This is a genomic window from Streptomyces sp. NPDC001933 (assembly GCF_042890955.1).
Lineage (GTDB): Bacteria > Actinomycetota > Actinomycetes > Streptomycetales > Streptomycetaceae > Streptomyces.
In genome coordinates, this window is sequence record NZ_JBIASS010000054.1 from 1 (window position 1) to 16,149 (window position 16,149).

Genomic DNA, 16,149 nt, shown 5'->3' on the forward strand with positions numbered 1-16,149 from the left:
GCCGGGTGCGGTCGCCGCTCGCGGCTACGTCGCGGTTGCCCAGTTGCTGCGCGCTGACGAGCTGGCCGGTGGTGCACGAGGCGCTGGGGGGGGGGAGGCCGCACAGGAGCTCTTCACCGACCTGATTGAATCAGTTCGGCCTCGATCTCCAGCTGTAAACGGGCCTCGGCCAGCACCGGTCGGGCCACCGGCCGACGCGGCAGCGCACCGCTGTCGCGGACTCCCGTTCGCTGTCCCGCACCAGAAAGCAGACCTCGCCCGTGTTCCAGGAGACCCCGATCTACACCCGCCTTGTCGTTGAGCAGGGCGATGTCCCCGCCCAGGTCCGCGGGGAGGCTCAGCGGGTACTACGCGACCTGGAGCGGGTCATGCCGCCCCCCGCTGTGCAGTCGCAGACCGCCCCTTCCTTCCGGCCAGGCGACTTCAGTTCATGAACGCGCAGACTGACGTTCCCACCTCGCACGGACGGTCCAGGTGGAGGGCACGTACGCGCTGCCCGCCCGCCGACTGGCTAGTCAGCCTCACCTGATCGGGAGGTGCGCGCGGCTCGCACGCTCTGCTCCAAGGCTGCAAGCAGGTCGGCGGCCGGCTGGGGTACCGGCAGCGTCTCAACGTCGCCGCCCGAGACCTTGGCATCCACCAGTTGCTCCAGCGCGCGACCGTATTCGTCGTGCAGTTCCCGCATCTCAATCCCGGTCAATTCAGACAGCAGCGTTTCGGCGAGCTGAAGCTCTTGGTCCGTCACCGGTGTCGATGGAGCCAGGTCGCCGGGATCGCGCAGCTCGTCCTGCCACAGCAGGGTCTGGCACACCAGGACTCCGTGCCTCGGCCGCAGCACCGCCATCCGCTCGCGGCGGCCAATGGCGATCTTGCAGAGGCCCACGTACCCGGTGCGTGCCAGGACCTCCGTCAACAGCACGTACGGGCGGTCCGCAGCCGGCCCGTCTGGCGCGGCGTAGTAGGCCCGTCCGTAGCTGATCGGGTCGATGTCCGTCCCCGGAACGAAACCAAGGACCTCGGCGACGTGCCGGGTCGGCAACGGAAGATGGTCCAGGTCCTCGTCCGTCAGCGGCACCAGCCGCCCATCCGGCAGCTCGAATGCCCGGCCCACGTTCTCGTGAGGGACCTCCTCGCCCCCGCCTTCCAGCTCGCACACGCGTTTATGACGGATCCGGCCGGAATCGACGGAGTGAACCTCCCTGAGCCTGGCCTTGTGCTCCTCGGTGGCCGAGTACAGACGCGCAGGCAGTACCACCATGCCGAAGGAGAACACCCCCTTCCAGACCGACCGCGCGGGCACCCTGCCATCCATACCCCCAGCCTCTACCGACCAGCACAGGCGCGCACAGCGGACTACTCCACGCCAGACACGAGCAGCCCACCCAGCGGTGACCTGACACCTACCAGGCGCCTTCGTAGCGGTGACCATCCCGACTGCGGTTGTCGCTGCGCCTGTGAATGCCACTGATGGACTGGGTGGGCGGCCGGTCTCGGGGGAACATGGTCGTCACCATCCACAATGCTGTGCCGACGTTCGCCGATCACATAGCCCGCCACGACCCCGACTTCCCGGAGCCGCCCACAACCGTCCGCACAGCATGGACGACCGCCGCTATGGCGCCACAGCCCACGGGTAACCGGGCCCTACGATGGTGGCGCGACCGCACCCCCGCCGACTGAACACCTCGCACAGCCGCTCTCCGTGTCGAACTGGCAAGGCCGTGCTGCCGCTTCTTTCGATTACGCCGCGACGAACCGGCAGCGTTCGGTCTCGTTCACGAGCGGAATCGGACCGACCCGCCCGGCTCACGCTCCAGACCCTGGTCCTGGCCGGGGCGGCCCGCCGCACAGTGTTCCGGGCGATCCCCAGATGCCGCGCGATCCCCTTGATCGACATTCCCTCCGCACGGTGAAGCCGCCGGATCTCAGCCCAGTCCTCCACACCGATCACCTCTTCCACCTGACTCCCATGGAGCCAGACTGATCACTCGATCACGGAAGGGGGCACTTTTCATCGACCGAAAGGGGGTCACGGTTCAAAGCACGCCGACAGCTTCCTCTGCCAGAATCTGCTGCTGTGTGGCACGGCCGAGGCTGGTGAAGTAGTCGGCGGCTTCGGCCACTATGCCGTTCTCGGCTCCGGTGCGGTTATGCGCAGCGGTCGCGTTGACGGCCGAGATGAGTATGGCCGGGGGGAGGTGCTCGATGGGGCTGACGGCAATACATCCGGAGCGGGGACGTCTGGATGCGACGGTGAAGGACCTCGGCTGCGGCTGGGCATGGGAGGCTGTTCACCGTGTCCGGCCGCCGGCCGACCTGAGGTGCCCGGAGTGCACGCACGGCCTGCGGGCCAAGGTGTCACCGCGAGGGCTGAGATTCTTCGCGCATCTCCCCGGGGCCCAGGCCTGCGCGCTGGCCGAGGAGTCGATGGCACACCATCTCCTCAAGCTGGAACTGGCGACCGCCGCCCGGGGCGCAGGCTGGACCGCCGGCCTGGAGGTGAGCGGCCCCGGCCGCTCTTGGCGCGCCGACGTCCTCGCCTCGGCCGGCGACCGCCGCATTGCACTGGAGGCTCAGCTCGCGCCCATCACCCCGGACCATATACGAGACCGTACGCAGCGCATGGCAGCGGACGGGGTCTTCTCGGTGTGGTTCTCAGATCGTCCCCGGCCACCCTGGCTGGGCGTTGTCCCCTCGGTGCGCCTGGCGGCGGGTGAGGACGGCCTAGCCGCAGTCGAGGGCCTGGCCCGGTTCGCACATCCCTCGTGGCGGACGCAAGACCCTGTCTCGATCGTGCAGTTCATGGATTGGCTGTTCACCAACCAGATCCTCTCCCACCGACCGCGGGCGGCCATGACGCACACGGCGCGGCCTCTGGCGGCGGTGTGGACCACCGAGGCACACATCCGCGCAGAGAAGTCCTACACGGACTGGCAGGAGCAGCAGAAACGCCAGGCAGCCGAGAGCGCGAGGCGGGAGGAAGAACGATGGCGGCTTCGTGCTGAACTGCGGGCCGCGCGCGAGCGCGACGAGAAGGAACTCCGCCGCGACGAACAGCAGCGACAAGAGGCCGAGGAACGCCGACAGTGGGCACGCCAGGCCGCCCGCTCCATCGAGCTCATTGCGAGAACAGATCCCACCCGCCCTGCCCTGGCGCGGCACTCGGCCATGCTGCCCGGCATCCAGCGAGCCATCGCCCGCCTCACCCAGGAGCACCGGGTGCCCGTGAGCGTCGGCTGCAGCGTCGGCGACAGCCGCTATGCCAGCGGGGTCCCCCTCGTGGACGACGACGGAACCCTCCTCGGTGTCTTTGACCCATTGCCAGCGCACTCCACCGCATGTGTGTTCCTGCGAGACGTCGGCGTCCGCCTGATCTTTCCGGCCGAGGAACGCCGCGCTCGCTGCATCAGTCTCCTGAGACAGGAACTGCCGGTCCTGGACTATCAGACAGCCGTCGTCTGACCCTGTGACTCCCGGACGCCCGGGCCATGTACATCGCTCAGACCCGCCCGGCGCCACCCTCGTGCTCTACACAGACGGACCTATCGAACGCCGCGACCAGGACATCGACACCGGACTGGCCCGCCTCATCCAGAACCCCACCCGGCACGGCCATCTCGGCCCCGAACCCCTGGCCGACGCCCTCCTCACCGACCTCCCACCACATAAGGACGGCTTAGACGACGACATCGCCCGCGTCGTCGTCCAACTCTGAGGCTCCGGGTGTGGGTGGTTGATGCACAAGGAAGAGCCGGGGAAGGGCTGTTGGTTCAGCGCCGAGTGACAGCGAATCCGCTGTCGTGCAGGGCTGCCGTCCACACGTCGCGGTCGTACCACTTGTCCACATCAGGCATCAGCCGGCGGATCTCGTTCATCCTGGCCGCCCAGTCATGACCAGCTGCCGTACGGCTGCCCTCGCAGCCGGTGCACCCGTCCTCGCCGTGGATGTGGCCGGCCATCCATGCATTGACTGCGACGTTGAGGAGCACGGCGTAGAGATCGCCACCGTTCTCGGCCAGGGAGTCGGGAACCCCTGCAAGGATCACAGCGAGTTCGGGGTTGCCGAGCGGAGGCAGGGGGGCCTGCCCGATCCCTTCCTGGCCGCTTTCGTTTTTATGCTCCCGCTGAGCGGCGATGGACTTGGCAAGCCCTGCCGCGCTGAAGTACCGCCAGGCCGACCGCACCTGGATGCCCATCTGAGTTGCCACTGCGGTGACGTTCCGCTCAATGGTGTCGGCCACGGTCCCCGGACGGGCGGTGACGCCCAGTCGTGCCAGTTCAGCAAGGGTGTCGGCCACGGCGCTCTGGAATTGCTTGGTGTTCCTCACCGTCCAGATCCTAGGGGCCGCGACACGCGGATGTGCTGGCGATGGCCGACATTCCTTCGCACGTGGGGCAGACCCCTGGCGGTGACAGAGATCGCTTGGAGCGCCCCGCAACAGCCACCGTCCCCAGCACACAGACCCCGCCTGGAAAATTCGGCAATGCGAGATCACCGAGAGGCCCGGTAGGCCGCCAATTGACCTTGGTAGTAAGCGCATTGGTCCGGGCTCAAGCGGCGCACCGCGTAGCCGCCGCAGGAATGGCACCAGCGGTCGGCGGACCGGTCCGCGTACATCATTTCTTTGAAGATGTCGGCGAGGCTGTCGTACCCGTCGGGGGAATGCCGCACGGGCTCGGGCAGCAAGGGGACGAAGTCGGCGAGGGTGAGGATTTCGTGCTGCTCGCCGACGGACTCGGCGTAGCGGCAACCCACACCGTGGGAGCGGCCCTTGTAGCGACCGTGCGGATTGGTGGCGTAGACCTGCACGTCCCCGAGTGGCCCGAGCTCCATGGACCCCTCCCGGAACGGGGACAGATCCAGGATGTGATCGTCCCAGCTGTGGGAGCGGTGGCGGGCGAACAGGGCGTCCCGGTCGCGCGAGCGTTGCTCGGCCGGAAGGGTCCGCAGGTCGGTGAGGGGCGTGAGCGAGTACCAGTCCGAGATCAGCCACCTCTCCTGTGCGGCCCGGGTCAGACCGGCACTCAGACAGGGCTCGTTGCCGCAGTCGCACTCATGGCCGGGCCCGGCGTCCTCATTGAGGGTGAACGCAGGCCATCGCGGATCCGGCCCTGGCGCGGTGCGCGGCTGAGGCAGGCCACCACGGTTGCCGATCACGACCATTTGCTCCGCAGCGTTGTCGGCTCGGCAGGTGGCGTAGGTGCGGACCTTGATGCCGGCCTTCCGGGCCGCAGCCCGCGCAGCGGACCGCACCGCTTCGGCTCCGCCGAACTGGCCCACCTCCGGTTGGATAACTGGTACCGACCAAGGCGCGTCCCGGGGCATGCCCTTCCCCTCGACCGCCTTCCTCGCGCGCTCCAGACGATCTTGAAGGACGGCGACGACTTCGCTGCGTGGGCGGCTGGGCTGGACAGGCATGGTCCGAGGATAGCCATGCGAAGAATTCCTGGCGTGCCCGCGCCCGCTCCTGCATCCCGTCCAGGAGCCGCGATTCGTCATCGTTCAGGCCCAGGGCCGGCAGAAAACGCACAACTTCCCCGCGGTTCGCCATGGAGTAATTGACTACTTTGCTCATACGGCCTGGTGATCAGTGTCGTTTTGTCGGTGGGTGTTCGTCATCGTTTTGTCAGTGGCTTGGTGGTGTTTCCTGGCTGATGATGCGGGGTGCTGGGTTCTGACAGCGGATGCCGATGAGGGACTGTCGTTCTTGCGGGGTGTGGTGGTCGTTTCGCTGCTGATCGCTATGAGGGTGGGGGTGTTCGTGCTGATCAGTGGTGTGGTGTGGGCGGGTGCCCGATCCCGGTGAAGGTGGCGAACGGACCGCTGATCACGGCGAGCCGGCGAAAGGTCGAATTGAGTGTGCGGCAGAGCGGCTCTGTCCGTCTCCTCCGTGGCCGTCCGATGGGTCAGCGGCCGGGGCGTGGTGCCGCGCGCATGGATTCGCGTGACGCGTCCAGGAAAGCACTGCGAGCTTTCCCCGCATTCCTGTACATGTCGCGATACATGTCGTAGTTGGGCCAGCCCGAGGTTCCGGATTTCGAGCGCACCGAAGATCCCAGGGCCTCCAGTGCCTCGGCAAGGTTGATGCACGCTTTGTCCACAAGCTCCGGGCCGAGAAGCAGTACCCGCTCCAGGGGACGCTGCACACCTTCAGAGATCCGATCCACATGGGCCGCCGTACTCTCTTCGTGGTCCTCCCAGAAGCTGTCGCCCATCCGGGCTTCCTCATGCGCCGCTATTTCGTCGAAGTACTCTCCCTGGTCGATCTCCTCTTGGAATTCCTTCACCGCGGTGTCCCAGGCATCAAGGAGTGCAACGTATGCGTCCTGACGCTGTCCACGGAGCCACTGGCCGTGCTCAACCGCAGCTTGGTCCCTGACCTGCCGCCGGCCGAGGAAGAAGCCACTAACCACTCCCGCCAACGCCACCATCCCGGCGATTGCCGCAGCTGTGATGGTCGCTACTTCGCTTGTCATGCCCGACATCATCCCCAAGGGCACCTGCCCGTGGTGCCGTGATCAGATCTTCCTGGTCCGGGCAGACCGACTGGCACAGTTGCAGTCACGGCATGGCGAATGGAGGGGGAGGGCGGGGCTGCTCAGTCGCTCACCGAACTTGGCCATACGTTCTCTCGCCGGTTCGCCACGATCGGCGGGCGTTCGCCACCTTCACCGGGATCGGACAGCGGGGTTGGCCATGCGGGGTCGCCGGTGAGGGTGGTGATGGCGGGCGTGATGCCCAGTGTTGCGGCAGTCTCGGTGAGTTGGTTGTGGTGGTGGAAGTTGGTGTGCTGGAACAGGTGCCTGCTGGGGTGGTGGTGACCGTTGAGGTAGTGCCAGGCCCGCGCGGCGATCAGCAACGGCTGCGCCCATGTGGGGACGGGGTGCCAGTGGCGTGTGCTGGTGGGCCGGTACGGCCGGCGGGGGAGGGCGAGGGCGGTGGCGTCGGGAGCGAGGTCTGCGAGGCGGATGGCGGCGAGTTGTTCGGGCTGGTCTGTGTGGCCGAGGAGTTGGGCAGCGAGGAGCCCTGCGTGGAGCGGGTGTCCGATCTGCTGTACCTGCTGGATGAGTTCGTGTCCGCTGCCACGGGCGTGGGTGTCGGGGCCGTCTGTGTGCGGTCTCGTGCCCGGGTGTGCAGGGCCTTTCTCCCGGAGCCTGTCCCGGGCCGTGTCGAAGTCGTCGGTCCTCTGGCAGCCGGTGCTGAGCCTGGCTGCTCGTTCGGTGAGACGGGTGTCCGGCTTACGGTGCCAGATGAGGGTGAGGTGGATTCCGGTACGGGCTCGGAGTGTGTCGAGTTGTTCCCACCGCGCCGGGGTAAGGGTGTGAGCGCGCAGGACGATGAGGTGTCCGGTCCGGTGCGCGTTGATCCAGGAAGCGGCTGCGGTCCAGGCGGGGCCCACCATGTCTGCCCACGAGGCGCGGTGCCGGGGCGCGTCCATACCGCGGGGCGGGAGCCGTTTGCCGAGCGCGCACAGGATGTCCTGGGCCATAGCGGGCGGGGCGGACGAGCCGGGGGAGGGGTGGATGGTGACGCGTCCGTTCTCGGGGGAGTGCGCGTCCAGGGCGGCTGCCGTCCATGCGGGGTGGTCGTCGGCGTCGATGACGATACGGACTGCTCGGGCTGCTGTGTGTCTTCGGCCTCGTGAGGCTGCGCTGCGCGTGGCCGGGGTGTTGCTGCGGCTCACATGCCGCCGATCTTGCTGTAGACCCAGTGGATGAGCTCTTCGGTGACGTGTTCGGTGCCGGTCTTGTCCATGCCGGAGACCAGGTGGGCGGTGATGTTGGCCCAGTTACGGAAGCTGCCGTGGGCGGCTTCCTGGTCGACCATGTCGATCAGCGAGGGCTCGCAGGTGGCCCATATGGGGTGGAAGGCGGGGATGACTTTGCGGATCTGGTTCTTGGGCAGGCGGGTGAACTCCTGCCAGATGTAGATCCGCGAGGCCAGCATCGGCTCGCGCCGCAGTACGCGGTAGCAGTTGTCGCCGCCGGCGAAGATGACCGCGATGTCGGTGTGCTTGTCGTCCCACAGGTGGCGCCAGAACTCGAATCCGGTCCGGCTCATCCACTGTGCCTCGTCGCAGACCAGGACCCGGAACTGTTCGGCGAGAGCCTCTTTGAGGAGGGCATCGAACTCGCTGGGCCGCCTCGGTGGTTCACCGGGCAGCCGCAGCGCTTTGAACAGGCCGTGCCGGATGTCGCGCGGGGTGGGTCCGGCCCGTAGCTCGAGCCGGTAGGTCGCCCGCGGTGCCAGCTCGCGCAGGGCGGAGTTCACGGCCATGGTCTTGCCGTAGCCGGCCGGCCCGTACGCGCACATCATGGCTTTGGCCTTGATGACTGCTTCGATGTTGTCCTTGGTGGTCAGCAGTGATTCCGTGCCGACCAGCTGGGCGTCTTCGAGGCCGAGGAAATGATCGTCACGCATTGCGGGCAGACGCCCGTAGGCCAGGTCAGTTCGTGTCACTGTGACGGTCCTTTTCCTGCTCGGTGGATGAGGGGTCGATGGGCCTGGCCCAGTGATCGGGCGCGGGAGTGTGAGGGATGAGGTCGGGGCGGGCCAGTGTCCTGCGCCCGTTCCGACCGGTCTCGTCGAGTTCGCCGGCCGCTTCGCTGTGGGTGGGGGTCCGGCTGCGTGTGGCGGGCGCGGCAACGGTCTGGGCCTTGAAGCGGTCCCGCCGGAGCTTCTCGGCGGCCTTGAGATCGGCGCGCAGGCGGCGGGCGGCCGCGGTGCGCGCGGCTTTGAGCGCACGGATCTGCTCGCCAGTGGCTGCGTCGGCCAGGTACGCGCTGCCCAGATGGGCCCCGGTGGTGTCGAAGACCTCGATGAGGTCGTCGTGGTGGGGGAGGTGCCGGACCACGACGCGGGTGCCGGTACGGCCCACCATCCAGTCGGCGATGTAGTCCCGGCGGTGCCAGCGGATGCCGTGAGTGGTGATGGTGCGTTCCCGTCCGTCGTCCTCGAGGGCGAAACCGGCGAGCTGCTCGGCTGGCACATCGGCCACGGAGGTGGGGTCGGCCGCCCACGCCTGGAGCGGTGTCCTGCCGCCCAGGGCATCGGGGCGGTGCTCGCTGTTCCACCACCGCACCCAATCCAGCAGGCCGCTGACGAAAGAGGCGAAGGTGAGCGCGGGCGCGTCGGGGTCCGCCGGGCGCCCGCCGGTGAGTTTGGGCCGGTGGGTGTAGCGGGGCAGGAGCACGAAGTGCATCTCTTCGACGGCGTCGTTGAGCGCCTCGACCGTGCCCTTGAGATGCGGGGTGTAGGCGGGCAGGTCGATGACCGCGACGGCGAACGCCCCCATCGCGCCAGTGACCGTACGGCACAGGAACTCCTTGCCCCGGTCCACCCGGATAGCGGCGGGCAGCCCACCCGCGGGCCCGTATGGTGCCCGCCGGTCGATCGCGGACCGCAACGCGGCCAGGACCGCGTCCCTGGAGGGTGCGTGCGGGGTGACGGCCACACCGACGATCACCTTGGTCGCGCAGTCGATGAACCAGGTCACCCACGGGCAGACCAGCTCGCCCTCGACGTCCACCTGGACCGGCACCCGCTTGTGATCGCCCTCCCAGACCACGTTGCGGTGAGTGGGCGGACGCTTGGCGAACACGTCATGCGCCCGCCGCGCCTTCTCGCCCTGCCTGAGCCCGGCCCGCTCGCCGGCGGTCAGGTCCCGGCGGATGGCCCGGTGCAGTGTCGCCAGCGAGGGAACCTTGGGTCGCCCGGGATCCTTGCGGGCACGTTCGACGAGTTCGGCGTGGACCCGGGAGGCGTTTCCGCCCCACAAGGCCAGCAGCTGCCGGACCTCAGCCGTCACCGTGAACCGCCCGGCCGGCATCCGGTCCAGGCGGCCCTCCGCCCGGGCCGCAGCGAGCCACCGCCATACCGTCCGCTCCGACTTCCCCAAGGCCTGTGCCACCAGCCGGACATGGCCGGACGTCAGCTCGCCCCGGGCCTCCAAGCCGAACAGCCGCTGCACCGCAGCCACCCGGCCGACCTCGACGGCACGCACCGTCTGCGCGTGCCGTGTACCAGTTCTGTCGTCGGACATGCTCCAGGTCTCTCACGGCATCTGCAGCCCGCTGACGGGATCCGGCATTGCGATGACAGTGACGAAGCGCATCTGCTAAAGCTTCTCCACCGGCATCTTTCGGCTTCCGTGTGCTGTTCTCAGCGGCGCCGTTTTGAGCTTGTGGGGTGGTCAATGACGTCGGCTGCTGCCCGGCCAGCGCGGTGAGGCTGCCGGAGCCGGTGAGGCAGGCCACCACCCGGGACGGCATCAGGGACGCGCCCGATACTCATGGCAACAGCAGGCAAACAACGGCTTCGCTGATTAGCACGCCAGGAAATGCAGGGCTCCCAGCCAGATGACCAATCGGACGATCCTGCGATAGCGACCATTGGAGATTTGCCGGAGAGTTGAGATTCAGCATCCGCGCGTCCGTCACGATTCCTAGTTCCGGCAGGGCGATCGGGCCACGGAGTGATGTCAGTGGTGACGGGCAGAATGTGGTCAGGGGAAGGAGTGGCAATGTCCACTGAGGGGTCTGACCTGCGGATACCTGCGCCCAGCGGTTGCCGTTGGTGCGGGGTCGATGAACGCGAGCACATGCAGCGGTGGAAGCCGCCGGTGGGATGGCACGAGTGGGTCGCTCCGACACTGGAGCAACGAAAGAAGCGCATGCTGGCCCGCCGCCGGCAAGGCCGTTCCGGTTCCGGCGGTGGACTAGCCATGCGAGGACGTCTCAGGATGCTAGCTCTCTGAGACGCTTGAAGACGCTCCGCAGCTGCTCCGGCACGTCGTCCGAGTCGTCCAGGGCCATGGCCAGCTCGCACATCATCTCGGGCTTGCCGCCAGGGCCGCTTGCGCTGTCTGCTTGCAGCATTTCCTGGACCGCTCCGCTGAACTTGCCCCGGCCGCGAAGAGCGGCGAAGTCGGCAGGCTGCCAGGCGCCGTCGGCTTTGGCCCAGATCTTGTTGGCGACACGGGCCCATACGTCATCGCGGAAGAGCTCTTCGAGCTCGTTGAACTTCTCCTCCTGCGGGGCATCATCCTCCGGTTCGCCGAGGAAGCTCACGTAGCGACGGGCATGGGGACCGAAGAACTGGGTGAGCTTGGGGGTCTTGAAAATGCCCTTGCTCACATTGCGGCTGTCGGCATCGACCACCAGCATGAGCGTGCGCCCCTGCTTGACGAGGTACCGGGCCAGATGCAGGGCGCCTTCGTTGTTGAAGCACGCCCACAGAGCAATGCCAGCTGCCTGCAATGACAGCCCTTCGCACAGCCGGAACAGCAGAGGGAAGGCACGCTGCTCGGTCTCGCCCTCCACGGCCAGGAAGCAGCGTTCGTGCAGCAGCACAGAATTCCGCAACCCGACCGCGGCCGCGATCTTCCCCAAGTGCGCATCGATCTCGTCGCCCACAAGTCCCGCCCCGAGCCGTTCCACCACAGTGCGGTGGTCTTCCAGCTTCAGATGCACCACGTCGGAGATCTCGACCCCGTCAATGAGATTCATCGAGTGCGTCGCCACCAGCACGCTGACATTACGGACAGCGCTCTGTGCCCGGATCAACTCCATGATCTTGCGCTGATGGGCGTAGTCGAGGTGGGTATCCGGCTCGTCGTACACCACGATCGTCTGCACCGGTGGCGGCTCGGACGCCTCACCATCACAGGGGCTCACCGCAGTAGGGGCGGTATCTTCTTCCTCGGCCAGCAGCTCGCTGGTCCATTCCCAGATGGCCAGTGAGATACGACGGTTGCTGCCCAACCCGGTGCGGTCCAGTCCTACGGCCTCACCAGCACGGCGGGCGATGCGCAACGGCGCAGCCCTGAATCCCTGCTGGAAGGAGACATCAGGATCGACGGAGACCTTCTTCAGGTCCGGGCAGCGCGTCTGGATGTGGTCGCACAGAGACTTGGCGTCAATGCGCAACCGGTCCTGAACCTCGTCCTCGATGATGGTGAGCTTGCCCTTGAGTTCCGGATCAGCCATGTGGCTCTGGAAACGGCCGACCAGCGCAGTCTTGACGGCATCATCCGGCTTAGCCACTTTGCCGTCGAACGGAAGGTACCGCGGCATGCGCTTGTCGAGATTGGAATGCGCGGGCATCCAGCCCTCTGAAGTGGCGTGCTCACGCCCGTACGTGCGCAGAGCCTGTTCCAAGTCCGGCTTGCGCATGGAGACGGGAGAGAGATCGAACTCCTTCACCATGTCCTTCAACGCCGGTACCAGGTGCTGCGACAGGTCACGCAACCGCTCATCATCCGGAATGGGCTGCCAGATCTCCAGACGGGGAACCAGATCTTCTGCCGAACAGCGGCGCAGCCGAACCTGCTCGGGAAGGCTGAATTGCTCCTGTTCCCAGGTGTCCAGAGTGAACGACCCGACAACGCTGGTCTCGTCACACCGCACCGGCGTCGCGGACTCGTCTTTTCCATCGACGGACAGGTAGGTGCGGTCGTCCTCCGCCAACACATGTTTGCCAAGCAGGAAGGCAAGAGCGTCCAGTAGCGCGCTCTTGCCTCCATCGTTGTGCCCGGCGAGGATCGTGGGCTTCCTAACGGGGATGTCTGCGACCTCGGTCAACGAGCGGAAACCACTCACGCTAAAGCTGTTCAGGTGCACTGCGCGACCGCTCCAACTCCCGCGCCGACGATCCTTCGCGAGCCCACAACCTGCGTTGCCAAGGACGCGTGGCGCTAATCCCAACCCCGGTCGGTCCATCCTAGAGCGTTCGTCGCAGCGTCACTCTCGGTCCCACCCAACCCCTGCCCGAGTGCCTGGCATCCCCACCCGACAAGCAGGTCGGCCAAATGGCAACAGCCCTGGTTGTCCACCTCATGGAACCTGCTGCATGCCTAGCTCCCGTAGCGCGTCCAGCTGTTCGGCAATGAGCGTGCCGCGGTGCGACCCCGTGGTCGACACCCAGACGCCGAGCTCGACCGACTACCGGCTCCGCCTTGCCATCGACTGTGAACCGCTCCGGTTTTGATCGAGGACCCGCACGAGTCGAGTGGCATGGGGCCGCCGCACTCACCGACGGAACTCGGTCTGACCCACGCCCCGGCTCGGCCGTCTGCGGAGAGTACACGCGGCTCGAAACCGCCCTCGCTCTCCTGCTCGCCTACCAGCGCATGCCGAGCTGGTCGAGGTCGACCCGCCGCTGCTCGGCGAGCTTGTCGGCCCTCTTGCGGACGTTGTCGAGCCATGTGCCGAGCTTGACGACCACGACCCCGTCATCACCGTTCTGACAGCCCACCAAGCCCGCTTCCATCCCCACCTGCTCGACGTGTTTCCGGGGCACCCGAAGATGCCCCTCCCGTGCGTGGAACTGCCGTGCGGCTGCCAGGTTGAGGGCCCACATGTCGTCGTGCGTCCGTCGTACTGGCCGTTCTGCTTCTTCGGCGGGTTCGATCCCGAGGACGTTCTCCAGGAGCCATTGCTGTGCGGGCAGCAACTGCTCCCACCCCAGCTGCTGCGCTGTGACCCAGCGTCCGAGGTCTTCGCCCTGCACGATCACTTTGCCGGCCGCCACCGGCAGGGCCCCGCCGTCCTGGAGGAGGTTCTGGATGAGCCGGAAGCACCGCTGCCATCCCGTGTCCCATACCGGGCACCATCCCGGGTCAATCTCCTCCAGCGCCGCGCGCCGCGCCTCGGTCAATGCTCCCGCACTGCTCTCGACAGCCAGGCCGGCCTGCCGCCGCTGCGCATTGGCATCCGCTGCCCGGGCGGCGTATCGCTGGTTCTTGGCCCAGGTCCCGACGGGGTATCCGTCCCATACCGCGGTCGTGGGTGGCAGCAGGTGTCCGTGCACGGCCGCCCAGGCGCGGGCGGCGGTGAGGCCTTCCTCGAACGCGACGTCCTGGTGCGACCACACCATGCCCAGCCCGGCCAACTGCTCCACCCGCCCCGCATCAAGACGCCCCGCCTTGTGGGTTTTCCGCTGGTCGGCGAGCCATGTCCCCAGCGGGAACCCGGCCGGCACCCAGTCGTCCGGGGTGATGTAGTCGTACGGCACCCGCAGCCGCTGCGCCCCGGTTTCCTTCACATACCGTACGCATGCCTGGATACCACGCCGCCAGAACGTGTTCTCCGGCTCGATGACCCGCAGCTTCACGAACCGCGCCAGCAACGCCGGATCCCGGGGCGTGCTGAACTTCAGCAGCTCCCGCGCAGGCACACTCGGCCCCCGCACACCCTCCGGCACTTCCCGCTCACCCTCCGCCTCGCCTTCACCGACTCCTTCCGGTAGCCAACTCCCGCTCCGGATACGGGGATCCGCTAGGTGCTCGATCGTCTCGGTATCATGCGCCCGCAGCGCCCCGAGGACCTTCGCGAGGGTTCCGTACGCCTGAGAGGTCAGCATTTCGTCCGGCTTTTCACCCGGAGCGAGAAATACCGGAACAATCAGAGAAGCAATCTTCCCCTGACCGGGCTTGATTCTCAGGGCACGTCCGACCATTTGCACGATATCGATCATCGACCCCCGCGCATCGCAAAACGCGACGGAATCACAATTCGCCGTATCGACACCCTCGCCCAGCACCTTCACCGAACTCAGCACCCGCAACGCCGCCGGCACCAACCCCTTCCCCGACCGCCGCCCACCCCTGCCGCGCCCGCCACCCCTGCCATTCCCGCTGCGCCCCCCGACGCCACCCTCGACCAGCTGCACCTGGTCCTGGTTCGTGATGATGTCGGAGGCGAACTCCTCCAGCACGGCACGCCGGTGGGTCGGCGAATGCTCGCCATACAGCCAGTCCGCCCATACCCGCTCCGGCTCCGGGTAGCGTCGCGGATCGTCTTCCCATAGCTTCCTGGCCGCGTCGACGACGCCTGTGGCCATGGCTTCGGCTTCACTGACCCGGCTGTGGAACGTCAGTACCTTCCGCAGGTTCTCCTCGGCGGCCGCGGTCACCAGACCGGTCTGTAGTGCCGCGAGCCGCGCTCCGCGTGCAGCGTCCGACCCGTACCCGGCCTCCTCGCGCAGCTGGTGGAACTCGGGGTCGCTGATGTCGACGCACACCACCTGGTACGGCGCCACCAAGCCCCGGCTCACCGCCTGTGAGAGCGTCAGTTTGTACGCCACCGGCCCGAATACCCGCGACCCCGGATCCATGCTCGCGATCAACCGCGGCTCCCCGCCCTCACCACTCCGGGCATGCTCGGGCGCCTCCCAGATCCGCGCCGTCGCTGTCATGTACAACCGCCGGGTCGCTGGCACCTTCGTCTGGTCGTGCACCGCGGCCCACGGCTTGCCCGCGTACCCACTGGTGCGGTGCGCCTCGTCGACGACCATGAGGTCCCATGCGCCAAGGCCGGCAGCGTGCGCGTTCTGGAGGATGCCGAGGCCGACGGCGGCGTACGTGGCGAACACCGTGACCCGCTCCAGACCCCTTACCCAGGCGACGAGTTCGCCAGGGTCGGTCGTGCACGGCACACCGTCGGAGTCGTCGGCCCGGAGAGAGCAGACCCCGACCATTGCCCCTGTACGGCCTCCTTCCCGCCATGCGGCCGCGGTCTGGGTGAGCAGATCCAGTGTCGGCACGAGGACCAGGACATGCCGCGCGCCGAGTTTCTCGGCGGCCGCGACGGCGATCAGGGTCTTCCCGGAGCCGGTCGCGGCGATGACCTGGGTCCGCAGTCCCTCGGCCGGCAGGTGTCCGCTCGCAGGTGTCTGCAAGACCCTCAGAACCGCGTCGACCGCCTCCACCTGATGCGGAAACAACTCCTTCAGCGTCACCAAAAGTTTCCTCTCATCGACCGCTTCAGACATATTTCCAAGCCAGAAAAGACCCGGATCCCTGTGCAGTAACATGCATTTTCAGCGACAGCCAAGACACAGAAAACCGACCCCAGGGACAGCGGCAGGGCATCGGCTCATACCCCTTAATCTAGCTGGGCATCAAGTATGACGCACGCTGACTGAAGAAGTGTTTCCGAACCGCCAGTCTGTCATCTGCGCAGAGCCGTCCCTACCAGCCCCCGAACCTTCCTGACAGGGACTCAAGGGACCAGAGAACGGGTAGCAAGCCCCGGACTTCACGACCCGTCACCCCGCTTCCCAGCAAGACCACCCCAACCCGTAGCCAGCCAAGGGCCATGCGGAGCATGGCCCGCCACCCGGATCGCGGAGCGATCCGGGCCGCAGTC

Annotated in this window: 11 protein-coding genes and 1 pseudogene; 2 read left to right on the top strand and 10 right to left on the bottom strand. The window is 67.1% G+C overall.

What is annotated here, in order from left to right; genetic code table 11:
• Positions 1-511: 511 nt before the first annotated feature.
• Together ACFYY7_RS43360 and ACFYY7_RS43365 are read right to left on the bottom strand one after the other, a co-directional pair.
• Positions 512-1,312: a Ku protein gene (locus ACFYY7_RS43360; RefSeq protein ID WP_388671336.1), complete on the bottom strand. Its 801-nt coding sequence runs from the start codon at positions 1,310-1,312 to the stop codon at positions 512-514.
• A gap of 525 nt (positions 1,313-1,837) precedes the next feature.
• Positions 1,838-1,951, bottom strand: a pseudogene (locus tag ACFYY7_RS43365) (helix-turn-helix domain-containing protein); the annotation flags it as partial.
• A 173-nt stretch (positions 1,952-2,124) separates the two neighbouring features.
• On the opposite strand from ACFYY7_RS43365, the gene ACFYY7_RS43370 reads away from it, so the two are divergent.
• A complete protein-coding gene (locus tag ACFYY7_RS43370; RefSeq protein ID WP_388671339.1) occupies positions 2,125-3,462 on the top strand; it encodes a competence protein CoiA in 1,338 nt (445 codons plus the stop codon).
• Positions 3,463-3,466: 4 nt separating this feature from the next.
• A complete protein-coding gene (locus ACFYY7_RS43375) occupies positions 3,467-3,715 on the top strand; it encodes a SpoIIE family protein phosphatase (RefSeq protein WP_388671342.1) in 249 nt (82 codons plus the stop codon).
• 55 nt (positions 3,716-3,770) lie between these two features.
• On the opposite strand, the gene ACFYY7_RS43380 is transcribed toward ACFYY7_RS43375, so the two are convergent.
• From ACFYY7_RS43380 to ACFYY7_RS43415, 8 genes are all read right to left on the bottom strand, one after another.
• Positions 3,771-4,328 carry a hypothetical protein gene (locus tag ACFYY7_RS43380; protein ID WP_388671345.1) on the bottom strand — a complete coding sequence of 186 codons (558 nt, stop codon included), beginning with the start codon at positions 4,326-4,328 and terminating at the stop codon, positions 3,771-3,773.
• A 164-nt stretch (positions 4,329-4,492) separates the two neighbouring features.
• Positions 4,493-5,419 carry a hypothetical protein gene (locus ACFYY7_RS43385; protein WP_388671348.1) on the bottom strand — a complete coding sequence of 309 codons (927 nt, stop codon included), beginning with the start codon at positions 5,417-5,419 and terminating at the stop codon, positions 4,493-4,495.
• A 488-nt stretch (positions 5,420-5,907) separates the two neighbouring features.
• Complete coding sequence (locus ACFYY7_RS43390) at positions 5,908-6,477, bottom strand: hypothetical protein (protein WP_388671351.1); 570 nt, start codon at positions 6,475-6,477, stop codon at positions 5,908-5,910.
• A 122-nt stretch (positions 6,478-6,599) separates the two neighbouring features.
• Positions 6,600-7,685, bottom strand: a complete 1,086-nt coding sequence (locus tag ACFYY7_RS43395; RefSeq protein ID WP_388671354.1) for a hypothetical protein — start codon at positions 7,683-7,685, stop codon at positions 6,600-6,602.
• Positions 7,682-8,461 carry an ATP-binding protein gene (locus ACFYY7_RS43400; protein ID WP_241197013.1) on the bottom strand — a complete coding sequence of 260 codons (780 nt, stop codon included), beginning with the start codon at positions 8,459-8,461 and terminating at the stop codon, positions 7,682-7,684. Before ACFYY7_RS43400 ends, ACFYY7_RS43395 begins: the two co-directional genes overlap by 4 nt.
• Positions 8,448-9,971, bottom strand: a complete 1,524-nt coding sequence (locus tag ACFYY7_RS43405) for a Mu transposase C-terminal domain-containing protein (protein WP_388671363.1) — start codon at positions 9,969-9,971, stop codon at positions 8,448-8,450. The genes ACFYY7_RS43400 and ACFYY7_RS43405 overlap by 14 nt, the downstream gene beginning before the upstream one ends.
• Positions 9,972-10,737: 766 nt before the next feature.
• Entirely contained in the window at positions 10,738-12,621 is a 1,884-nt protein-coding gene (locus ACFYY7_RS43410) for an ATP-dependent endonuclease (RefSeq protein WP_388671357.1), read from the bottom strand.
• 499 nt (positions 12,622-13,120) lie between these two features.
• Complete coding sequence (locus ACFYY7_RS43415) at positions 13,121-15,739, bottom strand: Helicase associated domain protein (RefSeq protein WP_388671360.1); 2,619 nt, start codon at positions 15,737-15,739, stop codon at positions 13,121-13,123.
• Positions 15,740-16,149 lie beyond the last annotated feature (410 nt).